This is a genomic window from Mycobacterium sp. 1465703.0 (genome assembly GCF_001672975.1).
In the GTDB taxonomy this organism is placed as follows: domain Bacteria; phylum Actinomycetota; class Actinomycetes; order Mycobacteriales; family Mycobacteriaceae; genus Mycobacterium.
On record NZ_LZKU01000164.1, the window covers coordinates 12754 to 38529 of the forward strand.

Below are 25776 nucleotides of genomic sequence, written 5' to 3' on the forward strand. Positions count from 1 at the left end.
CTGGGGTCACAGCTCGGCGGCCAGCAGCTCGGCGATCTGGATGGTGTTCAGTGCCGCCCCCTTGCGCAGGTTGTCACCGGAGATGAACAAGGCCAGGCCGCGTCCGTCGGGCACCCCGGGGTCCTGCCGGATCCGGCCGACCAGGGATTCATCGACGCCGGCGGCCGCCAATGGGGTCGGCACGTCGACCACCTTCACACCGGGCGCACCATCAAGCAGTTCGCGGGCCCGCTCGGGTGACAGCGGCCGGGCGAATTCGGCGTTGATCGACAGCGAGTGCCCGGTGAACACCGGCACCCGCACACAGGTACCGCTGACGGCCAGTTCGGGGATGCCGAGGATCTTGCGGCTCTCATGGCGCAGCTTCTGATCTTCGTCGGTCTCGCCCGAACCGTCGTCCACCAGGGACCCGGCCAGCGGCACCACGTTGAAGGCGATCGGCGCCACGTAGGTCTTGGGCGCGGGAAACTGCACCGCGTTGCCGTCGTGCACCAACTGCTCGGCGCCGTCGACGACGGCGCGGGCCTGGGTGGCCAGCTCCTCGACCCCGGCGATTCCACTGCCGGAGACCGCCTGATAGCTGGACACCACCAGCCGTTGCAGCCCGGCTTCCTCGTGCAGCACCTTGAGCACCGGCATCGCGGCCATGGTGGTGCAGTTCGGGTTGGCGATGATGCCCTTGGGCAGCGAGCGCGCATCCCGGACATCCCGGTCGAAGTTCACCTCGGACACCACCAACGGCACGTCCGGGTCCTTGCGCCAGGCCGACGAATTGTCGATCACCGTCACCCCCGCCGCGGCGAACCGCGGCGCCTGCACCAACGACATCGTCTTGCCGGCCGAGAACAGCGCGATGTCCAGGCCGCTCGGGTCGGCCGTCGCGGCGTCTTCGACCTCGATCTCCTGACCGCGGAATTCCAGCTTGCGGCCCTGGGAGCGCGACGACGCGAAAAACCGCACCGACGTGGCAGGAAAGTCCCGCTCGTCGAGCAACCTGCGCATCACCTGGCCGACCTGGCCAGTGGCGCCCACAACTCCAATGGCAACCATTTATCTACCCGTCCCCGCATACACCGTCGCCGACTCGGCACCGCCGAGCCCGAACGCTTCGTGCAACGCCACGACGGCCTTATCTAGTTCGGTGTCGCGGCACAGCACCGAGATGCGGATCTCGGAGGTGGAGATCAGCTCGATGTTGACACCCACTTCGGCCAGCGCCTCACAGAAGGTGGCGGTGACGCCGGGGTGGCTGCGCATGCCGGCCCCGATCAGCGACACCTTGCCGATGTGGTCGTCGTAGAGCAGTTGGCTGAACCCGATCTCGTCTTTGAGTGCGTCCAGCTTGGCCACCGCAGTGGGTCCGCTGTCGCGCGAGCAGGTGAAGGTGATGTCGGTCTTGCCGTCCTCGACCTTGGAGACGTTCTGCAGCACCATGTCGATGTTCACGTCGGCGTCGGCCAGCGCCCGGAAGACCCGAGCGGCGTAACCCGGGATGTCGGGAATGGCGACGACGGTCACCTTGGCCTCGCTGCGGTCGTGCGCGACTCCGGTCAGGATGGGGTCTTCCATTGCTATGTCCTTGATCGATCCGACGACGACGGTGCCTGGATTCTCCGAGTACGAGGATCGGACGTGCACCGGGATGTTGTAGCGCCGCGCATATTCCACGCAGCGCAGCATCAAAACCTTGGCGCCGCAAGCCGCCATCTCGAGCATCTCTTCGAAGGTGACCGTGTCCAGCTTGCGGGTGTTATGCACGATCCTCGGGTCGGCGCTGAAGATGCCGTCCACATCGGTGTAGATCTCGCAGACGTCGGCGCCCAGCGCCGCGGCCAGGGCAACGGCCGTGGTGTCAGAACCGCCGCGGCCCAGGGTGGTCACGTCCCGGGTGTCCTGGCTGACCCCCTGGAAGCCGGCCACCAGCACGATGCGGCCCTCGTCGAGCGCGGCCTGCAACCGTCCCGGCGTGACATCGATGATCTTGGCGTTGCCGTGCGTGCCGGTGGTGATCACGCCGGCCTGCGAGCCGGTGAACGAGCGCGCCTGGGCACCCAGCGATTCGATGGCCATGGCGACCAGGGCATTGGAGATGCGCTCACCGGCGGTCAGCAGCATGTCGAGTTCCCGCGGCGGCGGGGCCGGGCACACCTGTTGGGCCAGATCCATCAAGTCGTCGGTGGTGTCGCCCATCGCGGAAACGACGACGACGACGTCATTTCCCTGCTTCTTGGCTGCGACGATGCGCTCGGCCACGCGCCGGATCCGATCGGCGTTGGCCACTGAGGATCCGCCGTACTTCTGCACGACGAGCGCCACGTTTTTCCTGCCTCTCCGGCCCTGGGCATTCCATTTCGGGTATAAGTCCACAACAGAATACGTGCCACCGCAGGGTGATTTACGTCGCGATACCAGCTACCCGAGCCTGCGGTTTCGCTGCGGTCTCGGCCAAATTTCCACCCAAGCGGCTAATCGCGGTAAAGTTCGGGACGTGCAGCGGGTGCTCCTCCTCGGACGCCGCGACGGGGTCTGATCCAGACCGGCTTCCCGTCGCGGGTGTTCGCGATGCGCCGGTCTGAAGTTCCCTTCTGAAACCCCGGAGCAACTACCGTGACTTCCAATCCCGACGCATACAGCTCAACACGAACCATCGTCTCGCCGGCGGGCCCACCGGGTCCAGGTCAACCGGCGTGGAACCCGCAGCGCGGCTCGTCGATGCCGATCAACCGGTACCGGCCCTTCGCCGAAGAAGTCGAGCCGATTCGGCTGTCCGACCGCACCTGGCCCGACCGCGTCATCGACAGCGCGCCGCTGTGGTGCGCGGTCGATCTGCGCGATGGCAACCAGGCGCTGATCGATCCGATGAGCCCGGCGCGCAAGCGTCGCATGTTCGACCTGCTGGTCCGCATGGGCTACAAGGAGATCGAAGTCGGGTTTCCGTCGGCCAGCCAAACCGACTTCGACTTCGTTCGCGAGATCATCACCGACGGTGCCATCCCCGACGATGTCACCGTCCAGGTGCTGACCCAGTGCCGGCCCGAACTGATCGAGCGCACCTTCGAGGCGTGCCACGGTGCGCCGCAGGTGATCGTGCACTTCTACAACTCGACGTCGATCCTGCAGCGCCGCGTCGTTTTCCGCGCTGACCGGGCCGCAGTGCAAGCCATCGCGACCGAAGGCGCCCGTAAGTGTGTCGAGGAGGCCGCCAAGCACCCGGGCACGCGGTGGCGGTTCGAGTATTCGCCGGAGTCCTACACCGGCACCGAACTGGAATACGCCAAAGAGGTGTGCGACGCCGTCGGCGAGATCATCCAGCCGACGCAGGACAACCCGATCATCTTCAACCTGCCCGCGACGGTGGAGATGGCGACGCCCAACGTCTACGCCGACTCGATCGAGTGGATGAGCCGCAACCTGGCCAACCGGGAATCGGTCATCCTGAGCCTGCATCCGCACAACGACCGCGGAACCGCCGTCGCCGCAGCGGAATTGGGCTACCAAGCCGGCGCCGACCGCATCGAGGGCTGTCTGTTCGGCAACGGCGAGCGCACCGGCAACGTCTGTCTGGTGACGCTAGGGCTGAACCTGTTCTCCCGCGGCGTGGACCCGCAGATCGACTTCTCCAATATCGACGAGATCCGCCGCACGGTGGAGTACTGCAACCAGCTACCGGTGCACGAACGCCACCCGTACGGCGGGGATCTGGTCTACACCGCGTTCTCCGGCAGCCACCAGGACGCCATCAACAAGGGCCTGGACCAGATGAAGATCGACGCGGACGCCGCGGACACCGACGTCGAGGACATGCTCTGGCAGGTGCCGTATCTACCGATCGACCCCAAGGACGTCGGGCGCACCTACGAGGCGGTGATCCGGGTCAACTCGCAGTCCGGCAAGGGCGGGGTGGCCTACATCATGAAGGCCGATCACGGCCTCGCCCTGCCGCGGCGGCTGCAGATCGAGTTCTCCCAGGTGGTGCAGAAGATCAGTGAAGGGGAAGGCGGCGAGGTCAGCCCCAAGGAGATGTGGGACGCCTTCTCGGAGGAGTATCTGGCCCCGGTGATCCCGCTGGAGCGGGTGAAGCAGCGCGTCGACGCTTCGGACGAAGACAGCGGCCTCACCCGCATCACCGCGACCGTCAAGGTCAACGGGGTCGTGAGGGAGATCAGCGGGGAAGGCAACGGCCCCCTGGCCGCATTCGTCCAGGCGCTGGGCGGTATCGGCTTCGACGTGGCCGTCCTGGACTACTCCGAGCACGCGATGAGCGCCGGTGACGACGCCCAGGCCGCGGCGTATGTGGAGGCATCGGTGGACGGTCGCACGGTGTGGGGGGTCGGCATCGCACCGTCGATCACTTCCGCGTCGCTGCGTGCGGTGGTTTCGGCGGTCAACCGCGCGGCGCGCCGCTGACGCCGTGCCGGCGGAGCGTCGCCACCTTCGCCGCGATGGCGAGTACTGCCACCACAATCACGATGGAGACCGCAATCCAAAGCCACTCCCAGGTGGGCATTTGGTGCTCCTCTCGTCCTCATGTCGCATACTCCCGGCACCGTCGATGCAATGTTTGTTCGTGACGTCCGCAGCCCGAGGTCGGACGTCTCCATTGCGGGCGTTCAGAAATAGTGCCTGCGGCCGCCGACGGCGCGTCCGGTGGAACCGAGGATCGCCAGGATCACGCCGGCGATGACGAGGATGATGCCGATGGTCCACAGCACCGCAATCTTGAGCAGAAATCCTGCGATCAGCGCGATGATGCCAAGGATGATCATGATGGGCCTCCAACTTGAGGTTGATGACTGGCAATCTGGTTGCGCCAGCGATGTATCCAGTCGATCACCCTTAAGGGGGGTAGAAATACACCCCTAGGGAGGTAATCTCGCCGACATGCCGCCTTCCCCTCGCGCGCCGATCACGGTTGCGCTTGTCGACGACTACGACGTCGTCGTGAAGGGCGTGGCCAACATGCTGGACCCGTACCGGGAACGTGTGGTGATCGCCGAACTCGACTCCACCATGCCCGTCGCTGAGGCTGTCGATATCGTCTTGTACGACTCATTTGCCCAACCCGAATCCGACCACGAGGAGATCGGGGTTTTGGTTGCCAACCCTCGGGCACGCCGGGTTGTGGTCTACACGTGGAACTTTCACCCCGACCTCATTGAGAGCGCACGGCGACATGGGGCGCACGGTTACCTCTCGAAGACCCTGCCCGCCCGCGAGCTGGTCGCCGCGCTGGAGGCCGTGCATTCCGGCGAGGTGATCGTCAGCGACATAACCGGCCGGGCACGCAGTGCGCCCGGGCTCGACTGGCCCGGCCGCGGCGAAGGGCTCAGCGACCGCGAGGCCGAGATCCTGGCGCTGATCACCCAGGGCAAGAGCAACGCCGATGTGGCGCGGCTGACCTACCTGAGCCCGAATACCGTGAAGTCCTACATTCGCAACATCTACCGCAAGCTCGGCGTCGGAAGCCGCACGCAGGCGGTGCTGTGGGGTGTGCAGCACGGGTTCACCCCCGACCACCACCGCATCGAACACTGGCGCGGCGGGCCCTGATCGAGTGCCGACGGCACAGCCCCAGCGCGGTCAGAACAGCGCGAGTTGCTGGTCCAGCGCGCTGGCGTCGGTGAATTCGTCCACGCTGGCGCCGCCGATCACGGCGCCGACGCAGGCCATGAATTGTGCGTCGGAGATCACCGGCACCCCCAGCTTGCGGGCTAAGTAGCCCTTGCCCTGCTCGGCGGCGGGATCGTTGCAGACCACCAGCGAGGTCTCCCGGTCGACGGCGTCGCTATAGGCCAGGCCGGCATGCAGGATCCGCTCCAGAAGTTCCTCGTGGGTGCGCCCGACCTCGGCGGCCAGCGCCACCCGCATGCCCTGAACCAGCGGCCTGCCACCGATGTAGGGGCCCGGGTTGAGATACGGGCACGGCATCCGCGACGCCAGCACCTTCAGCGGCCGCAGCTCGTCGTGGGTGACCCGGCCGTTCGGCCAACGGCGCCGGGTCACGGGATGTACCGGCAACCAGATGTCGCCGTCGCGCGCGAGCTTGAGCGCCGAGGCCAGCACGCCGGTCAGCACCAACGCGTCGTCGAATGCGTCATGCGGCCGCTCCTGGGTCACTCCCCAGTGCGCCGCGAGCGTCTCCAGCCGCAGGTTGTCGATGCCGAGGTCCAACCGGCGGGCCAGCTCGACCGTGCACATGACGGTGTCGACGGGCAGTTCGGTCTCCGCGAGTTCGGCTTCGGCGGCGAGGAATGCATAGTCGAACGCCACGTTGTGGGCTACCAGGGTGCGCCCGCGCAGCACCTCGGCCACATCGTCGACGATGTCGGCGAACTGTGGCTGGTCTTCCAGCATCGCTGCGGTCAGGCCGTGCACGTGGGTGGGGCCCGGATCCACCCCGGGGTTGAGCAGGCTGACCACCGACTGCTCGATATTGCCATCGGCATCCAGGCCGAGCGCGGCAACGCTGATGATCCGGGCCTGACCCGGGCGAAAGCCCGAGGTCTCGACGTCGACGACTGCCCAGCCCGCGTCCGGCTCGCTGGCCGGCCGACCCCAGGACACCGCGCTCATGGACTGAGGATGGCACGGCTGACCGACATCACCTGGTCGCTGCGCCGCCGTGTCGCGATGCCCTTAAACTTCCCGGGTGATTACCACCCGCGCCCGTCTGGCCCTGGCCGCAGGAGCGAGCGCGCGCTGGGCATCGCGGGTGACCGGACGCGGAGCCGGGGCGATGATCGGCGGCCTGATCGCGATGACCCTGGACCGCTCCGTTCTCCAGCAGCTCGCGTCGGGACGGCGCACCGTCATCGTCACCGGCACCAACGGCAAATCCACCACTACCCGGATGACGTCGGCCGCGCTGGCGACGCTGGGTGCGGTGGCCACCAACGCCGAGGGCGCCAACATGGACGCCGGCCTGGTCGCCGCGCTGGCCGCCGGCCGCGATGCGTCCCTGGCGGCCCTGGAAGTCGACGAGATGCATGTCCCGCACGTGTCCGATGCCGTCGACCCCAGCGTCGTCGTACTGCTCAACCTGTCACGCGACCAGCTGGACCGGGTCGGCGAGATCAACGTCATCGAGCGGGCCCTGCGCGCCGGCCTGGCCCGGCACCCCAAGGCGGTCGTCGTCGCCAACTGCGACGACGTGTTGATGACATCGGCGGCCTACGACAGCCCGAACGTCGTCTGGGTGGCCGCGGGCGGCGCCTGGGCGAACGACTCGGTCAGCTGCCCGCGCAGCGGCGAAGTCATCGTGCGCGACCGCGGCCACTGGTACTCCACGGGTGCCGACTTCAAACGCCCCAGCCCGCAATGGTGGTTCGACGACGACAGCCTCTACGGGCCCGACGGCCTGGCCCTACCGATGCGGCTGGCGCTGCCGGGCGCGGTCAACCGGGGTAACGCCGCCCAGGCCGTCGCGGCCGCGGTCGCGTTGGGTGCGGATCCACAGTCGGCGGTCGCGGCCGTCTCGTCGGTCGACGAGGTCGCGGGGCGTTATCGGACCGTCCGCGTCGGTGCACACGAAGTGCGGATGCTGCTGGCCAAGAACCCCGCCGGGTGGCAGGAGGCGCTGTCGATGGTGGACAAGCACGCCGCCGGGGTGGTCATCTCGGTCAACGGTCAGGTGCCCGACGGGGAAGACCTGTCGTGGCTGTGGGATGTCCGGTTCGAGCACTTCGAACAGACCGAAGTGGTGGCCGCCGGTGAGCGCGGCACCGACCTTGCGGTGCGTCTGGGCTACGCGGGCGTCGAGCACACCCTGGTGCACGACACCGTCGCCGCGATCGCCTCGTGCCCGCCCGGGCGGGTGGAGGTCGTCGCCAACTACACCGCGTTCCTCCAGCTGCAACGAGCATTGGCGCGCCATGGCTGACTCGGTGGTGCGGATCGGGCTGGTGCTGCCCGACGTGATGGGCACCTACGGCGACGGCGGCAACGCGCTCGTGTTGCGGCAGCGACTGCGGCTGCGCGGCATCGCCGCCGAGATCGTCGAGATCACGCTGGCCGACCCGGTGCCCGAGTCGTTGGACCTCTACACATTGGGCGGGGCCGAGGACTACGCGCAGCGCCTGGCCACCCGGCACCTGATCAAGTACCCCGGCCTGCAGCGCGCCGCGGAACGAGGCGCCCCGGTGCTGGCGATCTGTGCGGCCGTACAGGTCCTCGGGCACTGGTATGAAACGTCGGCCGGGGAACGCGTCGACGGGGTGGGCATGCTGGATGCGACGACGTCACCGCAAGACACGCGCACCATCGGCGAGCTGGCTACCCGGCCGCTGCTGGCGGGCCTGACCGAGCGTCTCACCGGCTTTGAGAATCACCGCGGGGGCACCGTGCTGGGGCCGGCAGCCTCGCCGCTGGGCGCGGTGGTCAAGGGCGCCGGCAACCGGAGCGGCGACGGCTTCGACGGCGCGGTGCAGGGCAGCGTGATCGCGACCTACATGCACGGGCCGTGTCTGGCCCGCAACCCGCAACTGGCCGATCTGCTGCTGAGCACGGTGGTCGGTGAACTGCCGCCGCTGGAACTGCCCGAGGTCCAGTTGCTGCGCCGCGAGCGGTTAGCGGCTCGCTGAGGCGAACGGTTGCAGGCACAACGGTTCCGGGCAGCAAAGTTATGGGTACGCGACGTGGCAATGAGCACCCGACGCGAACGGCACAGCGGCACAGGCGCTGACTCCCCGGACACCGATTCGGCGATGCGCCGGGACACCCTGGCGACTGCCATCGGCAATTTCATGGAGTGGTACGACTTCGGCGTCTACGGCTACATCGCGACCACCATTGCCCAGGTCTTCTATCCGGGCAACAGCGTCAGCGCGGTCCATCTCATCGCCACCTTCAGCACCCTGGCGGCGGCGTACGTGGTGCGTCCGCTCGGTGGCTTCGTCCTAGGCCCCCTGGGGGACCGCGTCGGGCGCAAGCGCGTTCTGGTGATCACCATCCTGCTGATGGCAGTGGGTACCACCATGACCGGCTTACTGCCCGGTTACAGCACCATCGGCATCTGGGCGCCGATCCTGCTGCTGGTCGCCCGGATCTTTCAAGGATTGTCTACCGGCGGCGAGTTCGTCGGCGCGATGACCTATCTCGTTGAGCGGGCCCCGGACCGCAAACGCGGCATGATGGTCGGGTTTTTGCCGCTGGGCAACCTGGTCGGGTTCGTGCTGGCCGGCGTGCTGGTGACCGCTCTGCAGGCCTGGCTGCCAAGCCACGACATGCTGGCGTGGGGCTGGCGGATTCCGCTGCTGCTGGGAGCGCCCTTCGGCGTCCTCGCTCTCTATCTGCGGCTGCGGATCGAGGAATCCCCCGCCTACAAACAGCTGAGCAGCAACACGGATACGCCGGCTGACCGCGGCTGGCAGCAATTTCGGCGCACGGTGCTGGAGCAGTGGCGGCCGATGGTGGTCTGCGCTGCAGTTGTGGTGGCCTCACAGGTCCCCGACTTCATGCTCACCGGATACTTGCCGACGTACCTCAAAGTGGTTGCGCACGTGGGTAAAACGGCCAGCCTGGTCATTATCGTGGCGACGTTGGCGATCTTGATGGCCGCGGTGGTGTTCGTCGCCATGTTGTCCGACCGTATCGGCGTGAAACCGATCATGTGGACGGGCTGCGGGTTGCTCATTGTGGCGTCGGTCCCGGCGTTCTTGCTGATGCGCTTCGGCGATATCTTGCCGTTGGTCTTCATCGGTGTGCTGCTGGTCGGACTGATGGAACTGTGTTTCGACAGCACCACTCCCCAAGCCCTGCCGGCGCTGTTCCCGACCAGAGTGCGCAGCGGAGCGCTGGCCATTTCGTACAACATCGCGCTATCGACCGTCGGCGGAACCACTCCGGTGATCGCGCAAGCGCTGATATCCAGCACCGGCAGCGCCATGGTGCCGGCCTACATGCTGATCTTCGCGGGCTTAGTGGGGACCGTCGCCCTTCGATTCATGCCGGAAGTCGCGGGCAAACCGCTACCGGGATCTGGGCCCGCAGTGGAAAGCGCGGCCGGCGAGTTGGCAGGTGCGTGAGAGAGTGCGGCCCGTGTTCAGACCATGGCCCGGCGGCCGGCCAGCGCGCGACCCAGCGTCAGTTCGTCGGCGAACTCCAGGTCACCGCCCATCGGCAGCCCGGACGCGATCCGCGTCACCGTCAGGCCCGGAATGTCGCGCAACATCCGCACCAGGTAGGTGGCCGTCGCCTCGCCTTCGGTGTTCGGGTCGGTAGCGATGATCACCTCGGTGATGTCGACGTCGTCGACCCGCTCACCGATCCGGCTCAACAGCTCGCGGATCCGCAGCTGATCGGGACCCACTCCGGACAACGGATCGAGCGCACCGCCGAGTACGTGATAGCGGCCGCGGAATTCGCGGGTGCGCTCGACGGCCTGGACGTCCTTGGGTTCCTCGACGACGCACACCTGCGACCCGTCGCGGCGGGGATCCGCACAGATCCGGCAGCGCTCGTTGTCCGAGACGTTGCCGCACACCGCGCAGAACCGCACCCCGTCGCGAACCTTCGCCAGCACCGCCGTCAGCCGGTCGATATCCGGTGGTTCCACCGACAACAGATGGAAGGCGATGCGCTGGGCACTTTTAGGCCCGATACCCGGCAGCTTGCCGAGCTCGTCGATCAAATCCTGGACGGGTCCCTCGAACATGTCGGTCGCGGAATCTAGAGCCCCTGGCCCGGCGCCGGCGGTTGTCCCGGCGGCGGGCCGAAGCCGCCGGCCAGCGACCCCAGCCGCTCCTGGGCCATCCGGGTGACCTGCTTGGACGCGTCCCCCATGGCGCCGACGATCAAGTCCTGCAACGTCTCAACGTCGGAAGGGTCGACGATGGAGGGGTCGATCTGCACCGCGATCACCTCACCGCTGCCCTTGACCACAACCTTGACCAAGCCCCCACCGGCCTGACCATGCACCTCGGCGTTCGCCAGTTGTTGCTGGGCTTCCATGAGCTTTTGCTGCATCTGCTGCGCCTGGGCCAGCAGCGCCGACATGTCGCCTCCGGGTTGCATGACAATCCCCTCGCATCTTGGTCTCGAGTTGGTTTCGCTCGTGAGTCTCCGGCGATTCGAAACCCCCAGCGTAGACCGCGCGGCGTTAGCTTTGCGCCGTGGACCTACGACTGAGCAGACGTGTCGGAATCAAATTGGCGGTCGGTGTGCTCGTTGCCGCTTCGACGGCGATCATGCCGACCGCGACGGCGGTCCCATCCAACATCGCCGGGATGGTGGTCTTCATCGATCCGGGGCACAACGGCTCCAATGACGGCTCCATCAACCGTCAGGTACCCACCGGCCGCGGCGGCACCAAGGACTGCCAGACCAGTGGGACCGCGACCAACACCGGTTTTCAGGAACACACCTTCACCTGGGACACCGCGCTGCGCGTGCGCGCCGAGTTGAGCGCCCTGGGAGTGCGGACCGCGCTGTCCCGGGCCAACGACAGCGGTTTGGGGCCGTGTGTGGACGAACGCGCGAACGCAGCCAACGCGCTGCATCCCAACGCGGTCCTGAGCATCCACGCCGACGGCGGCCCGCCGTCCGGCCGGGGATTCCACGTCAACTATTCGGCCCCGCCGCTCAACCAGGTGCAGGCGGGTCCGTCGGTGCAGTACGCCCGGATCATGCGGGACCAAATGCAGGGCTCGGGAATTCCGCCGGCCAACTACATCGGCCAGAACGGTCTTTACGGCCGCTCGGATCTGACCGGCCTGAACCTGGCCCAGTATCCGTCGATTCTGGTCGAGTGCGGCAACATGAAGAACCCCGCGGACTCGGCGCTGATGGAGTCGGCCGAGGGCCGGCAGAAGTACGCCGACGCGCTGGTCCGTGGTGTCGCGGGGTTCCTGGCCTCACAGGGTCAGGCGCGCTAAGGCCGGGGCTCGAGGTGTGAATATCTCGGCCGAATCCGATGTAGTGCAATAGATTTGCTGACCGTTCATCACCAGTTTGCTTTGGCGGCGTCGCTGGATCACATCCCCGGGTGAAGAAGTCGAGCTACTCGACTTCCCTACTCCACCTCGCGGGCATTACTACCCGAAATTATGGGGGCTCCGGCGCGGAATCGCGTAGGACACAATGAAAGATCTCAGGTTCCAGCTACAGAATCGAGTAGTAGCTGTCGCAGATCGAGCGGCGGCCCACAAGCTCACGAGTGCCGGATCCTCGTTTAGCTGAGCACGCGCGAGATGCCGTGCCGGGGCGGGATTCCGTCCATCAATCGGCCGCTCGTCGGCGAGCTCATCGCGACAGCTTGGTCACGTTCTGAGCTTGTACATGGCCGACCTGATTCGCTTCGGCGTACAGGTCATTGGCGCGCTCCTGTTCTGCCGCAAGCTTTTCCAGCGCCGCGATGGCGCGCCTGAGGAGGTCGATAGATTCCTCGACAGACTCCTTCATTTCGTTGAAACCGGGTATGAATCCCATCTGGGCCCCTCCTATCGGGATCTTCCCTCGCTTGCGAGCCGGAACTTCACGCCGTCTTCTCTGAAGCGTTGGTCCGTCCGGGCCATCGTAGGCCAGCAAACGAGCGCGCGCCTCGGTAACAGGGTCGCGATCGATCGCGACCATTCGAACGGCCCGTTGCCTCAGCTAGCCAAATCGCGCTGCAGGTATCCGTACACGCCGAGCGCGGCAAGGACAGCGCCGACGAGCAGGAAAATGGCGGTGGCCGCCCAATTGGGCGGTGCGTCAGGCACGGCGGCGAGGTGCGACCACGGCGAAAGGTTGGCGGCCCAGCCGGGGGCGCTCGTGGACTTCATGATGACGTTCATCAGAAACCCGCCCACAACCGGCAGTGCGCCGATTGCGGCCGCAGCGGAGGGGAACCACCCGATGCCCACCGCGGCCGCCCCGGCCGCGAGCAACGCCACCGGAACGGAATTCAGCGCCCCCGCAACCGCAGCGCTCAATTGCAGTGGGGCGCCCGTGCTTTCGGCTCCGACCCAGATGCCGATTGCGGCTGAGCAATGCAGGGCCACCACCCCGCCGACCGTGACCATGATCTCGGTCGACATCAGGCGCATACGCGAAATAGGCTGGGCGAAAAGCAAGTTCATTCGACCGGCCTTCTCGTCGGCGACCATCGCGGCGAGACGCACAGCGGCGTACAGTCCGGTGGGAACGGCGAGCACGCCGAACAGCACCGCAGCGCCGACTTTCACGAGTTCATGGCCGCCCATCCCGGCCGGCGCGGCGAGTTCAGCCATGCGCGGGTTCGTCTGAAACAGCTTGAGAATCGAGGGGAGCAACACGCCGACCAGGAAGAAATATGCGGTGATACCGGTGGCCCAGCCGAGCGTGGTCCGGACGGTCCGGCGAAAGGCGAACCCGCCGATGGACCGCAACGAGCGTGTTCGTGGAGGGCGGGTGACAGGCACCGTCACGACCCCGTCACCCAAATCGCGGTGGGTTGCCGCGAAGAGGGCCGTACCGGCCAGCACTACCGGAAACACGCCCAGCACGATCAGTGGGACGATGCGGTTTTCGGCGTATGGCGCCGACCGGGCGGCAAGCCCGAACGGCGTCATCCAGGCCGCCCACGCCAATTGATGCGAGCCATCGGAGACCATGCGCAACATCAGGCTGCCGCCCAAAGCTGCGGCGGTAAGTCCCGTGGCGCCGGATCGACTCGGCATGACTTGCGCGGCGAGCAGCGCAGTTGTGGCGAAAGTTGCAGCGATACAGGCAGTTCCGACGGCATAGATCACCGCACCAGTCGGTTGCGTGCGAGCCGCCAGAAGGCCCGCCCCAATCGCCACACCGATCAGCACCGAGCATCCGACAAGAGCGGCCAGGCACCGGGTGACCACATCCGCCATTCGCAGGCGTCCGGCGAGGAGCAGATCCCACCGCCGGCTATCCTCCTCACCGCGGGATATGCGCGTGGCGGCAAGCATGATCCAGCCGCTCGCGAGCACCGAAACGGCTGTGCCGGTTCGCCATACGGTGAAACCGCCGGGATTGTCGAGAGCGACCGGCGGGCCCGACAAGATCCTTATCGCGGGATTCTCGGCGAGTAGGCGCAGATCTGATTGATTCAGCAACGCGCCGATCGGCTGGTACTGGAAGGCGACCAACGCCGACATGACTCCGCAGATCAGGGCGGCCAGCACGGCGCCGCGGCGAAGCTGGCGCACGGCCAGCCGGCTCACGGCCTGCCCCGGCGTGAGGTGGGGCCCTGTGGCCAACGACGAACCGGGCAGCGTGGCTGTTGTCATCGCGCGGAATCGCCGTAGTAGTCGAGGAAGATCTCCTCGAGAGTCGGTTCGTGCATCGACAGCGCCGTGATGTCAGCTGCGGCGAGCGCCCGAAGCGCCGCCCCCGGCGGTCCAGTTAGGTTGAAGCGCAACCGTTCACCGCCCAGCTGTTCGATACCCGACACCGCCGCAACGTCCTGCAGCGAAGGCTGACCGTCGCGATAGGACACCTCGACCACGGTCCGATGCAAGCGGCGGAGGTCGGCGATGCTGTCGACTTCGACGAGTCGCCCGGCACGCAGAATCGCTACCCGGTCGCACACGGCTTCTACTTCGGCCAGTTGATGAGAGCTGAGGAACACCGTCTGGCCTCGCTCGCGCGCTTCGGCGACACAGCCGCGAAATTCCCTTTCCATCAACGGGTCCACACCGCTTGTCGGCTCATCGAGCACCAGAAGCGGCGCCCGTGTCGCGAATGCAGCAACAAGTGCCACCTTCTGTCGGTTGCCGGTCGAATATGTTTTGGCCGGCTTGTCGAGCTCGAGATCGAAACGATCGACCAACTCGTCGCGGTAGGCCGTATCGACGCCGGGGCCCAAAGAGCCAAGCAGCTCAAGGATTTCCGCGCCGGTTAGTCGTGGCCACAGCGCCACATCTGCGGGCACGTATGCGACGTGCCGATGGGACCGGCGGACGTCATGCGCTGGGCAACCGAATATCTTCGCCGTGCCCGCGGTGGGGCGAATCAATCCGAGCAGCAGGCGAATCGTCGTCGACTTGCCGGCACCGTTGGGGCCCAGGAATCCGAACACCTCGCCGGGCGCGACGCTCATACTCAGATCCTCGACGGCCGCGATGCGGCCGAACCGTTTGGTCAGTCCGTCGACCCGGATAGCGGGTTCGACCGCAGCGCGCGCCGAGGGTTCCATGACCCGAAGGGTAAGTCACCCGGCGTAAAGACCCGTTGGTTCGATCGGAAATCGCCTTTGCTGATTCGCGTCAGCCGAGCCGGGACGGTGTTCGCTAGCGCAACTAACAAGCACCGAAAGTTCATCAGCTTCGCAAGGTCGAGCCCGTCATGTAGTAATAAGGTACGAGCCAAAATAGCAGGTCAGGTCAAGGTCAGGAGAAGCCTTGGTCGGCCGGTTATTGCATCGCGCGCACGAGTTACTGAGCTGCACTGGCAGTTCCACGACGGACTTTGCCATGCCCGGCGTCCAGTTCGCCGATCGTGCACCTGTACTACAGCACTACCCCATCTAGGCCTCCTGACCACTCGACTTGGATGTGAATTCCGACGAGGTCCGCTCGACGGGCCATACGCTCCCCCACATGACAGCCAGTCGGAGGGTCTGGATGGTGGTTTTACTGGTCGAAAAGTTTGGGCGAGAGACTGGAAGCGGGCCGCCCTGCCAATAAGTAGGCACTTAGCAGGTGGGGTAGTCGGATGGAACTCGATGACCGGGTTTTACCGCTAACGCGGGGACAGCAAGACATTTGGATTGCGCAGAAAACGGGCAGCTTCGGTGCCAAGTGGCAACTGGGCGAGCTGATCCGAATCCAGGGCGCGATCGAGCCGGACTTGCTTCAACGGTCGATTGTCCAAGCGGTGCGCGAGGCCGAGCCGCTTCGAGCCGGGTTTCTCGAGCTGGATGGCAAGGTTTTTCAGAAGCCGGTTGATTACCCGGACGTCGAACTTGCTCGCTATGACCTGACCGGCTCGCCCGATCCCGCTCAGGACGCCCACCGGCTCGCATCATCGATCCAACACACCTTGATGCCCCTCGCCGGCCCGCTGTTCAAATTTGCGTTGATGCAGACACGGGTAGATGAATTTTATTGGTTCGTATGCTGCCATCATATAGTAGTAGACGGCATCGGTATCACTCTTGTTTGTCACCGAATCGCAGAAATCTATAATGCGCTTGCTGCCGGCGCGTCGGCCTCACCCGCTTTTTTCGGGTCGCTGAAGGATCTGATCGATTGCGAATTAGAGTACGAATCCTCGACCGATTATCTGAATGATCGGTCTTACTGGATCAGCAACATTCCGCCGGAAAGCGAACCGCGTTATCGGTTGGCGGCGGCCACCGACGATGATCGGGACGAACCGTCTGAACCCGTGGAAGTGGACCCCTGCGCCGTGGCCGGCATTCAGGTGCTGTCCCAGGCCTGCGGGGTGCGTCGATCTTCGGTGATCACCGCGGCGTGCGCGCTCCTGGTCCGCGCGTTCGACACCGAGAGTCCGGAAGTAGTGCTCGACTTTCCGGTAAGCAGGCGAGTTCGCCCAGAAACCCAAACAGTGCCCGGAATGATTTCCGGGTTCGTGCCACTGACGTTGAAGACTCCGCCTGAGCATTCAATCGCGGAGTTTTGCACAAATGTCGGCACATGTATGCGCGACGCGTTACAGCATCAACGGTTCCCAGTGCATTCAATCGATTACAACGCGCGTCTTCGCGGCTCTGGACAGGCGTCGAACCGGGTAGTCGTTAATTTTATTCCGGGCACACATCTGGGGGATTTCGCCGGTGCTCCGGCATCAGGAACCCTGACCCACGCCGGCCCGGTCGAATTCGCGCTGATCTTTTTCATAGATGGTGATCAGCTCTTCCTCAGCACGGCGGGTGCCGGGCAGTTGTTTTCCGACTCCGATGCGCGGGATCTGGCCCAACGGCTAGGGCGGGTGTTGGTGGCGATGGCGGCCGACCCCAGCCGCTCGTTGTCAACGATCGATGTGCTCGATGAGCCCGACTATGCCCGGTTGGCGGCGTGGGGTAACCGGGCGGAGTTGGTCCGGCCCGTCTCGGCCGCGTCGATTCCAGGGTTGTTCGGCCAGCAGGTCCAGCGCACACCGGAGGCGATCGCGGTTACGGTCGAAGGCCGCTCGATGAGCTATCGGGAGCTCGATGTAGAGGCGAACCGGTTGGCGCATGTGCTGGCCGGCCACGGGGTGGGCCCAGGGCAGTGCGCGGCGCTGCTGGTATCCCGCTCGGCTGAGGCGATCGTGGCGATCCTGGCCGTGCTGAAGACCGGGGCCGCCTACGTGGCAATCGACCCCGCCGTCCCTGCGGCGCGCCAGCGGTTCGTGCTGTCCGATGCCGCACCAGCAGTCGTGCTGACCACCACCGAGCTGCGCCCGCACCTGAACGGCTTCAATGCACCGGTCGTCGACCTCCACGATCCAGCTCTCGACGCCCAGCCCGAGACCGGATTGCCCCCACCCGAAGCGGACTCGATTGCGTATCTGATCTACACCTCGGGCACTACCGGCACCCCCAAAGGCGTGGCCGTCACCCACCGCAACGTGACCGCGCTGTTGGGATCGCTCGACGCCAGGCTGGCCGGAGTGTGGTCGCTGTGTCATTCGCTGGCCTTCGACGTCTCGGTGTGGGAGATCTTCGGTGCACTGTTGCGCGGGGGCCGACTGGTGGTGGTGCCCGAGGCGGTGGTCAGCTCTCCACCGGACCTGCAACAACTGCTGGTCGCCAACGGCGTCAGCGTGTTGACGCAAACTCCGTCAGCGGTGGCGATGCTGTCCGAACACGAGCTGCAAGCCACCACACTGGTCACCGTCGGAGAAGCCTGCCCCGTCGAGGTGGTGGACCGCTGGGCCACCGGCCGGGTAATGATCAACGCCTACGGTCCTACCGAGACCACCATGTGCGTGGCCATCAGCGCCCCCCTGACCGCGGGCACCCCGGCCGTCCCGATCGGGTCCCCGGTGCCCGGAGCAGGATTGATGGTGCTCGACCGCTGGCTGCGCTCAGTACCGGTCGGAGCGGTCGGCGAGTTGTATATCGCCGGGACCGGTGTCGCGGTGGGCTATCTGGGCCGCGCCGGGCTGACCGCAACACAATTCATCGCCAACCCCTACGGCCAACCCGGGGCCCGCATGTATCGCAGCGGGGACCTGGTGCGCTGGGGCCCCGACGGCCAGCTGCATTACCTCGGACGTGCCGACGAACAAGTCAAAATCCGCGGCTACCGCATCGAACTCGGCGAAATCCAAACCGCGCTAAGCGCATTCGACGGCGTCGAGCAGGCCGTCGTCATCGTCCGCGAAGATCGCCCCGGCGACAAACGCCTGGTCGGCTACATCACCGGCACCGCCAACCCCACCCAGGCACGCACCGCCCTGGCAGAGTCGCTCCCGTCGTACATGATCCCGGCCGCCATCGTCGAACTCGACACCCTCCCACTCACGCCTAACGGCAAACTCGACACCCGCGCCCTCCCCGCACCCGACACCCACAACCTTCACGACTACCAACCGCCCACCACCGCCCTCGAAGAAATCTTGGCAAGCATCTACGCCCAAGTCCTCGGCCTCGGCCTCGACCAAGTCAGCATCAACGACTCCTTCTTCGACCTCGGCGGGGATTCGTTATTGGCGATGCGCTTGTCCGCGGCGATCAGCACGACACTGGATGCCGACGTTTCGGTCCCCACCGTGTTCGACGCGCCCACGGTTGCCCAATTGGTAGGCCACATCGGCGTGGGTTCGCGGCGGCTGCGGCCGTTGGTGGCAGCAGAGCGGCCGGCGGTGGTGCCGTTGTCGTATGCCCAGCAGCGGTTGTGGTTTGTCGACCAGTTGCAGGGGCCTTCCCCGGTGTACAACCTGGCCGCGGCATTGCGGTTGAATGGGCGACTCGATACCGACGAATTGCGCGCGGCGATGGCGGATGTGGTGGCCCGGCATGAAAGTCTGCGCACGCTGCTTGCCGCGCCTGAGGGGATCCCCCAGCAGCTGGTACTGCCGCCCGAGCGAGCCGACTTCGGCTGGCATCTTGTCGATGCCACCGGCTGGTCGGCGGGTCGGTTGGAGGAGGCCGTCGGCGCGGCAGCGCGTCGCGGTTTTGACCTGGGAACCGAAATCCCTTTGCGTGCAACACTTTTCCACGCCTCCGACGACGAACATGTGCTGGTAGCGGTGGTCCACCACATCGCCGCCGACGGCTGGTCGATCGGCCCGCTGATCAGGGATCTGGGTGTGGCCTACTCCAGCCGGTGCGCCGGGCAGGCCCCCGGCTGGGCGCCGCTGCCGGTGCAGTACGTGGATTACACACTGTGGCAACGAGCGCAGCTGGGAGACCTCGACGACAGCGACAGCCCCATCGCCGCCCAGCTGGCCTATTGGGAGCAGGCCCTGGCCGGGCTGCCCGAGCGGCTGCAACTGCCCACCGATCGGCCCTACCCGCCGGTGGCCGATCAGCGCGGGTCGAACGTCATCGTGGATTTTCCGGCCGAGCTGCAGCAGCAGGTCGCACGACTGGGCCGCGAGCACAATACGACCAGTTTCATGGTGATTCAGGCCGCCGTGGCGGTGCTGTTGTCGAAGATCAGCGCCAGCCCCGAGGTGGCCGTCGGATTCCCGATCGCCGGACGACGCGACCCGGCGCTGGACGAACTGGTGGGCTTTTTCATCAACACCTTGGTGCTGCGCGTCGACGTGTCGGAGGACCCCACCACCGCCGAACTGCTGGACCAGGTGCGCCGACGCAGCCTGGCCGCCTACGAACACCAAGACGTGCCCTTCGAAGTGCTTGTCGAGCGACTCAATCCGTCAAGGTCGTTGGCTCACCACCCGCTGATTCAGGTGATGGTCGGCTGGCAGTTCGCCGGCGATAGCGACCCCGCGGCGGAGCTCGAGTTGGAGGGCCTGCAGGTCACGTCGCTGCCGGTGAACACCCGCACCGCCCGGATGGATCTGGCGTTCTCGTTGGCCGAACGCTTCACCGAGGGCGGTGATCCCGCCGGGATCGGCGGAACCGTGGAGTTTCGCACCGATGTGTTCGACGCGGACAGCATCCACGCACTGATCGGACGCTTGGAGCGGGTGCTGGTGGCGATGACCGCCGAGCCGGCACAGAGGATTTCGTCGATCGATGTACTCGACGAGGGTGAGCACGCCCTGCTCGATGAACTCGGCAACCGTGCGGTACTGACCCTGTCCGCAACCGAAGCATCGATTCCGGCTGTGTTCGCCGAGCAGGTGACCCGCGCCCCCGATGCGGTGGCGGTGACCTTCGAGGGCCGCTCCCTGACCTACCGCGAGCTTGATGAGGCCGCCAACCGGTTGGCGCATCTGTTGGCGGCCCACGGCGCCGGGCCGGGTCAGTCTGTGGCGCTGCTGTTTTCACGCTCGGCCGATGCAATCGTGGCGATCTTGGCCGTGCTTAAGACCGGGGCGGCGTATCTGCCGATGGATCCGGCGCTGCCGGCGGCCCGGATCGAGTTCATGGTCGCCGATGCCGGACCGATCGCTGCGATCACCACGGCGGGCCTGCGCTCCCGGTTCGATGGATGTGAGCTGGCCGTCATCGATTTCGACGACCCTCGCGTCGACGCCCAACCCGATACCGCCTTGCCGAACCCGGCTCCTGATGACTTGGCGCACATCGTTTACACCTCTGGCACAACCGGTGTGCCCAAAGGTGTTACCGTCACGCACCACAACGTCACTCAGATGTTCGACGCACTGGATATCGGGGTGGAATTGGCACCCCACCAGGTGTGGACGCAGTTTCACTCGTACGCCTTCGATTTCTCGATCTGGGAGATCTGGGGTGCGTTGTTGTTCGGTGGGCGGCTGGTGGTGGTGCCTGACTCGTTGGCGCGCTCACCGGAGGACTTCCACGCGTTGCTGGTCGACCAGCAAGTCACCGTGTTGACCCAGACCCCGTCGGCGGTGGGGATGCTTTCGCCGCAGGGGTTGGAGTCGGCGGCGTTGGTGATCGGTGCCGAACCCTGCCCCGTCGAGTTGGTGAACCGGTGGGCGCCGGGACGCGTGATGATCAATGTATACGGCCCGACCGAGACGACGATGTGGGCGTCCAAGAGTGCACCTCTGGCGGCGGGGTCGGGGCCGCCGCCGATCGGCTCGCCGATTGCGTGGGCGGCCTTCTTTGTGCTGGATGCTTGGTTGAACCCGGTGCCCGCCGGGGTGATCGGCGAACTGTATCTGGCCGGCCGCGGGGTGGGCGTCGGGTATGTGCGCCGGCCCGGGTTGACCGGGTCACGGTTCATGGCATGCCCGTTCGGCGAGCCGGGGTCACGGATGTATCGCACCGGAGATCTGGTCCGCTGGGGGCCCGATGGGCAGCTGCAATATCTGGGGCGCGCCGACGAACAGGTCAAAATCCGCGGCTACCGCATCGAACTCGGCGAAATCCAAACCGCGCTAAGCACATTGGACGGCGTCGACCAAGCCGTCGTCATCGCCCGCGAAGACCGCCCCGGCGACAAACGCCTAGTCGGCTACATCACCGGCACCGCCAACCCCACCCAGGCGCGGACCGCCCTGGCCGAGCGGCTCCCCGCCTACATGGTCCCGGCGGCGGTAGTGGTCATCGAGGCGCTGCCACTGACCCCCAACGGCAAACTCGACACCCGCGCCCTGCCCGCACCGGAATACACCGTTGGCCCCTATCGGCCTCCGGGCAGTGCCCTCGAGGAAATCCTGGCCGGCATCTACGCCCAGGTGCTGGGGCTCGACCGGGTCGGCATCGACGACTCGTTCTTCGACCTGGGCGGGGACAGCATCCTGTCGATGCAAGTAGTGGCCCGTGCTCGGGCCGCCGGGCTGATCTGCCGGCCGCGCGACGTCTTCGTCGAGCAGACCGTGGCCCGGCTGGCCGGGGTGGTTACGGTCGCCGACGCCATCGCCGGGGTGGTCGATGAGGGTGTCGGGGCGGTGATTGCGACGCCGATCATGCGCTGGCTGCAGTCCGTCGACGGCCCGATCGACGAGTTCAACCAGACCCTCGTCATGTCCGCCCCCGCCGGGGCAACCGAGTCTGACGTCGTGACGGTGCTGCAGGCATTGCTGGACCGGCATGCCATGCTGCGGCTGCGCGTGGATAGCGACGGTGCCGGCGGCTGGTCGCTGTGGGTGCCGGAAGCCGGATTGGTCGATGCCGCTGCGTGTCTGCAACGGGTCGACGTGCTCTCGGATGAGGCTCTGGTGGCGGCCCGGGCGCGGCTGAATCCGGCCACCGGCTCCATGCTCAGCGCGCTGTGGGCGCCCCACACCGGCCAGTTGGCGATGATCATTCACCACCTGGCCATCGACGGGGTGTCCTGGCGAATCCTGTTGGAAGACCTCAACATTGCCTGGGCCCAACACCACAGCGGCCAACCCATCGCCCTACCACCATCGGGCACCTCCTTCGCCCGATGGTCAACACTGCTCGACGAGCACGCCCACCACCCCCACGTGGTCGCCCACGCCGACACCTGGACACAGCTGACCGCAACCCCGGCGAAGCTGCCCGCCGTGCAACCAGCAGTGGATACCTACGCCAGCGCCGGGCAACTGACCGTGCAACTTGATAGCGGGCTCACCCGCATGCTGCTCGGCGAAGTGCCCGCGGCCTTTCACGCCGGCGTGCAAGACATCCTGGTGATCGCCTACGCGATAGCGCTCGCGGAGTTCTTGCACACCACGTCGATCGGCATCGACGTCGAAGGCCACGGCCGCCACGAGGAACTGGCCGCCGAAGTCGACCTGTCGCGCACCGTGGGATGGTTCACCACCAAATATCCCGTGGCCTTGACCGTGGCCAGCCTGCCCTGGACCGAGATCCTCAGCGGCGCACCCACTTTAGGCACACTGATCAAGGACGCCAAAGAACAACTGCGCGCCGTGCCCGACCCGCTGTCCTACGGACTGCTGCGCTATTTGAACCCCGACATCGCACTGCCCCACTCCGATCCCCCGATCGGATTCAACTACCTGGGACGGCTCGGGGCCGCGGCCACCGAGCTGTCCGAGGAGCTGTGGCGGATCAGCCCCGAGGGCGTCTCGCTGACCGGTGCCGCCGCGGCGGTGCCGCTGCCGCTGGCCCACACCGTGGAGCTCAACGCCGCCACCGAAGACACCGACACCGGCCCGCTGCTGCACGCCACCTGGACCTGGGCCCCCTCCGCACTCGACCACACCCAGGCCCACCGCCTGGCCCAACTCTGGTTCGACGCCCTGACCGGCATCTGCACCCATGTGCGCGCCGGCGGCGGCGGCCTGACCCCCTCCGACATCGCACCAGCCCGACTGACCCAACACCAACTCGACCAACTACACCAGCACTACGTCATCGCAGATGTCTTGCCGCTAACCCCATTACAGGAAGGACTGCTCTTCCACGCCAGCACAGCGCACGCCGACGATGACGTCTACGCGGTGCAGTTGGACATCACCTTCAGCGGTGTCCTCGACCTGCACCGGTTGCGCACGGCGATGCACTCGGTGATCACTCGCCATCCGAATCTGGCGGCCCGGTTCCACACACAATTCGACCTGCCGGTGCAGATCATCCCGGCCGACCCCGCGCCGGTGTGGCGATATCTCGAACTAGACGCGGGCGGTGTCGATCTCGACGAGCAAGTTCAACGGGTGTGCGCCGCCGAACGCGCCGCGGTGTGCGAGCTGGCCGACGAACCGGCTTTTCGTGCCACGGTGATCCGCACCGCCGAAGATCAGCACCGGTTTGTGCTGACTTTCCACCACATCGTGATGGACGGCTGGTCGCTGCCGATTGTGCTGGGCGAGATCTTCGCCGGCTATTACGGGCAGCACCTGCCCGCACCCGCGCCGTATCGCAACTTCGTCAGCTGGCTGGCCGACCGCGACCTCGACGCCGCCGAAGATGCCTGGCGCACAGTGCTCGACGGCCTGGACACCCCCACCCTGATCGGCCCGCCGAACCGGCTGGGGCTCGGGCGTCGTGGCGTGGAATCGATTCGGGTGTCCGCCGAAACCTCAAGAGCGATCAGCGAACTGGCCCGCTCATCGCACACCACCGTCAACACCGTGCTGCAAGCCGCATGGGCACAACTGCTGATGTGGCTAACGAGCCAGCACGACGTCGTATACGGCACCACCGTCTCGGGAAGACCCGCCGACGTGGCCGGCTCGGAATCCATGGTGGGCCTGCTGATCAACACCGTGCCGGTGCGCGCGACGTTTAGCGCGGACAGCACCACCACCGACCTGCTCGACCAAATGCAAAACGCCTACAACGACACACTGGACCACCAACACCTGGCACTCAACGAAATCCACCGAATCACCGGCCACGACCAGCTGTTCGACACCCTGTTCGTGTACGAAAACTATCCGGTCGACACCGCCGCGTTCTCCGGCATCGACGGGTTCGGTATCACCGAGGTCCACGGTCGCGAATCCACCCACTATCCGCTCACGATGGCGGCCCGGCCGGGTAATGAACTGGAGCTTCGCGTCGAATTCGATACCGATGTGTTCGCGGCGGAGGCCATCGACGCGCTGATCGAACGATTGCTGCGGTTGTTGGTGGCGATGAGCGCCGATCCGGGGCAGCGACTTTCGGCGATCGATCCGCTCGCAGAGGCTGAGCACGCCAGGCTGGATGCCTTCGGTAACCGCGCGGTGCTGGCCCGGCCCACGCCTCCCGCGGTGTCGATTCCCGATTCGTTCGCCGAACAGGTGCACCGCACCCGCGAGGCAGTAGCTGTCACCTTCGGCGCCACCTCGATGACCTACCGCGAACTCGACGATGCCGCCAACCGGCTGGCGCACCTGCTGGCCGGCCGAGGCTCAGGTCCGGGACAGTCTGTGGCGCTGCTGCTTTCGCGTTCCGCCGAGGCGGTCGTGGCGATGCTGGCGGTCCTGAAGACGGGGGCGGCCTACCTGCCGATCGACCCCGCGCTGCCGGCGGCGCGCATCGGATTCATGATCGGGGACGCCGCCCCGACTGCCGCGATCACCACCGCCATGCTGCGGCCCCGGTTGAACGGGTGCGACGTGACGGTCATCGACGTCGACGATGCCCGAATTGCCACGCAACCCAGCACTGCATTGCCGGGGCCGGATCCCGACGATATCGCTTACCTGATCTACACCTCGGGCACCACCGGCGTGCCCAAAGGCGTAGCGGTCACCCACCGTAACGTGACCCAGCTGCTGAACTCACTGTACCCCTGGACGTCCCCGAAACAAGCGTGGGCGCAATGGCATTCGCTGGCGTTCGATGCCTCGGTTGAGGAGATCTGGGGTGCGCTGCTACAAGGTGGGCGGTTGGTGGTGGTCCCTGAGTCGGTGTCCGACTCGCCGGGTGACTTCCACGCCTTGCTCGTTGCTGAGCGGGTCGGCTTCCTAAGTCAAACCCCTTCTGCGGTGGCGGCACTGCCCGGGCAGGGACTGGACGCGATGTCATTGCTGGTGGCCGGTGAGGCGTGTCCGGCCGAGGTGGTCGATCGGTGGGCGCCGGGTCGGGTCATGGTCAACGCCTACGGTCCGACCGAGACCACCGTGTGTGCGTCCAGGACTGCGCCGTTGACGGCCGGGGCGGGTGCGCCACCGATCGGTGCGCCGGTGCCCACCGCGGCGTTGTTTGTGTTGGACGGGTGGCTGCGCCCGGTGCCGATCGGGATGGTCGGTGAATTGTATGTGGCCGGCGGCGGCGTCGCTGTCGGGTATGTGCGCCAAAGTCCTTTAACTGCTTCGCGATTCGTGGCCTGTCCGTTCGGCGGCCCGAGGTAGTGCAGTTGCCCGTCGGGACCCCAGCGCACCAGGTCCCCGGTGCGATACATCCGTGACCCT

Annotated in this window: 16 protein-coding genes; 7 read left to right on the plus strand and 9 right to left on the minus strand. The window is 66.2% G+C overall.

Going from position 1 to position 25776, the window contains the following annotated elements; translation table 11 throughout:
* Positions 1-6 precede the first annotated feature (6 nt).
* Complete coding sequence (locus tag A5625_RS14580; RefSeq protein ID WP_066994855.1) at positions 7-1050, minus strand: aspartate-semialdehyde dehydrogenase; 1044 nt, start codon at positions 1048-1050, stop codon at positions 7-9.
* Positions 1051-2316, minus strand: coding sequence for an aspartate kinase (locus A5625_RS14585; RefSeq protein ID WP_066994858.1), 1266 nt, complete (start codon positions 2314-2316; stop codon positions 1051-1053).
* 291 nt (positions 2317-2607) lie between these two features.
* On the opposite strand from A5625_RS14585, the gene leuA reads away from it, so the two are divergent.
* A complete protein-coding gene (gene leuA / locus A5625_RS14590; protein ID WP_066994861.1) occupies positions 2608-4407 on the plus strand; it encodes a 2-isopropylmalate synthase in 1800 nt (599 codons plus the stop codon).
* Between the two features lie 203 nt (positions 4408-4610).
* Here leuA and A5625_RS29630 read toward each other — a convergent pair whose 3' ends face one another.
* Positions 4611-4766, minus strand: coding sequence for a DUF6131 family protein (locus A5625_RS29630; protein ID WP_197513806.1), 156 nt, complete (start codon positions 4764-4766; stop codon positions 4611-4613).
* A 115-nt stretch (positions 4767-4881) separates the two neighbouring features.
* On the opposite strand from A5625_RS29630, the gene A5625_RS14595 reads away from it, so the two are divergent.
* Positions 4882-5550 (plus strand): response regulator transcription factor, encoded by a 669-nt coding sequence (locus A5625_RS14595; protein WP_066994864.1) that lies wholly within the window; start codon positions 4882-4884, stop codon positions 5548-5550.
* A gap of 30 nt (positions 5551-5580) precedes the next feature.
* Here the strand turns inward: A5625_RS14595 and A5625_RS14600 are convergent, their stop codons facing one another.
* Positions 5581-6573 carry a DEDDh family exonuclease gene (locus A5625_RS14600; RefSeq protein WP_066994867.1) on the minus strand — a complete coding sequence of 331 codons (993 nt, stop codon included), beginning with the start codon at positions 6571-6573 and terminating at the stop codon, positions 5581-5583.
* Positions 6574-6649: 76 nt separating this feature from the next.
* Between A5625_RS14600 and A5625_RS14605 the strand changes: the two genes are divergently transcribed.
* The 3 genes from A5625_RS14605 (at position 6650) to A5625_RS14615 (ending at position 10022) form a co-directional block, all read left to right on the plus strand.
* Positions 6650-7879 (plus strand): Mur ligase family protein, encoded by a 1230-nt coding sequence (locus A5625_RS14605; RefSeq protein WP_066994870.1) that lies wholly within the window; start codon positions 6650-6652, stop codon positions 7877-7879.
* A gap of 4 nt (positions 7880-7883) precedes the next feature.
* Positions 7884-8579 carry a type 1 glutamine amidotransferase gene (locus A5625_RS14610; RefSeq protein WP_156748236.1) on the plus strand — a complete coding sequence of 232 codons (696 nt, stop codon included), beginning with the start codon at positions 7884-7886 and terminating at the stop codon, positions 8577-8579.
* Between the two features lie 123 nt (positions 8580-8702).
* Positions 8703-10022 (plus strand): MFS transporter, encoded by a 1320-nt coding sequence (locus tag A5625_RS14615; RefSeq protein WP_066994876.1) that lies wholly within the window; start codon positions 8703-8705, stop codon positions 10020-10022.
* A 17-nt stretch (positions 10023-10039) separates the two neighbouring features.
* Here A5625_RS14615 and recR read toward each other — a convergent pair whose 3' ends face one another.
* Positions 10040-10651, minus strand: coding sequence for a recombination mediator RecR (gene recR / locus A5625_RS14620; RefSeq protein WP_008263246.1), 612 nt, complete (start codon positions 10649-10651; stop codon positions 10040-10042).
* A gap of 14 nt (positions 10652-10665) precedes the next feature.
* Positions 10666-11010 (minus strand): YbaB/EbfC family nucleoid-associated protein, encoded by a 345-nt coding sequence (locus A5625_RS14625; protein ID WP_066994878.1) that lies wholly within the window; start codon positions 11008-11010, stop codon positions 10666-10668.
* A 98-nt stretch (positions 11011-11108) separates the two neighbouring features.
* On the opposite strand from A5625_RS14625, the gene A5625_RS14630 reads away from it, so the two are divergent.
* Positions 11109-11870 carry an Rv3717 family N-acetylmuramoyl-L-alanine amidase gene (locus tag A5625_RS14630; protein WP_197516109.1) on the plus strand — a complete coding sequence of 254 codons (762 nt, stop codon included), beginning with the start codon at positions 11109-11111 and terminating at the stop codon, positions 11868-11870.
* 367 nt (positions 11871-12237) lie between these two features.
* Here A5625_RS14630 and A5625_RS14635 read toward each other — a convergent pair whose 3' ends face one another.
* The 3 genes from A5625_RS14635 to A5625_RS14645 form a co-directional block, all read right to left on the minus strand.
* Positions 12238-12423 carry a hypothetical protein gene (locus A5625_RS14635; protein WP_066994881.1) on the minus strand — a complete coding sequence of 62 codons (186 nt, stop codon included), beginning with the start codon at positions 12421-12423 and terminating at the stop codon, positions 12238-12240.
* Positions 12424-12584: 161 nt separating this feature from the next.
* Positions 12585-14216 (minus strand): ABC transporter permease, encoded by a 1632-nt coding sequence (locus A5625_RS14640; RefSeq protein WP_066994885.1) that lies wholly within the window; start codon positions 14214-14216, stop codon positions 12585-12587.
* On the minus strand, positions 14213-15124 hold the full coding sequence (locus A5625_RS14645; RefSeq protein WP_082984412.1) for an ABC transporter ATP-binding protein: 912 nt from the start codon (positions 15122-15124) through the stop codon (positions 14213-14215). The genes A5625_RS14640 and A5625_RS14645 overlap by 4 nt, the downstream gene beginning before the upstream one ends.
* A gap of 518 nt (positions 15125-15642) precedes the next feature.
* Between A5625_RS14645 and A5625_RS14650 the strand changes: the two genes are divergently transcribed.
* Complete coding sequence (locus A5625_RS14650) at positions 15643-25716, plus strand: non-ribosomal peptide synthetase (protein ID WP_066994887.1); 10074 nt, start codon at positions 15643-15645, stop codon at positions 25714-25716.
* Positions 25717-25776 lie beyond the last annotated feature (60 nt).

Coding starts and splice junctions, on each gene's coding strand:
- recR (WP_008263246.1), bottom strand. CDS start 10,651: ATGTTCGAGGGACCCGTCCAGGATTTGATCGACGAGCTCGGCAAGCTG.
- A5625_RS29630 (WP_197513806.1), bottom strand. CDS start 4,766: ATGATCATCCTTGGCATCATCGCGCTGATCGCAGGATTTCTGCTCAAG.
- A5625_RS14650 (WP_066994887.1), top strand. CDS start 15,643: ATGGAACTCGATGACCGGGTTTTACCGCTAACGCGGGGACAGCAAGAC.
- A5625_RS14645 (WP_082984412.1), bottom strand. CDS start 15,124: ATGGAACCCTCGGCGCGCGCTGCGGTCGAACCCGCTATCCGGGTCGAC.
- A5625_RS14625 (WP_066994878.1), bottom strand. CDS start 11,010: ATGCAACCCGGAGGCGACATGTCGGCGCTGCTGGCCCAGGCGCAGCAG.
- A5625_RS14580 (WP_066994855.1), bottom strand. CDS start 1,050: ATGGTTGCCATTGGAGTTGTGGGCGCCACTGGCCAGGTCGGCCAGGTG.
- A5625_RS14595 (WP_066994864.1), top strand. CDS start 4,882: ATGCCGCCTTCCCCTCGCGCGCCGATCACGGTTGCGCTTGTCGACGAC.
- A5625_RS14615 (WP_066994876.1), top strand. CDS start 8,703: ATGCGCCGGGACACCCTGGCGACTGCCATCGGCAATTTCATGGAGTGG.
- A5625_RS14635 (WP_066994881.1), bottom strand. CDS start 12,423: ATGGGATTCATACCCGGTTTCAACGAAATGAAGGAGTCTGTCGAGGAA.
- A5625_RS14640 (WP_066994885.1), bottom strand. CDS start 14,216: ATGACAACAGCCACGCTGCCCGGTTCGTCGTTGGCCACAGGGCCCCAC.
- A5625_RS14600 (WP_066994867.1), bottom strand. CDS start 6,573: ATGAGCGCGGTGTCCTGGGGTCGGCCGGCCAGCGAGCCGGACGCGGGC.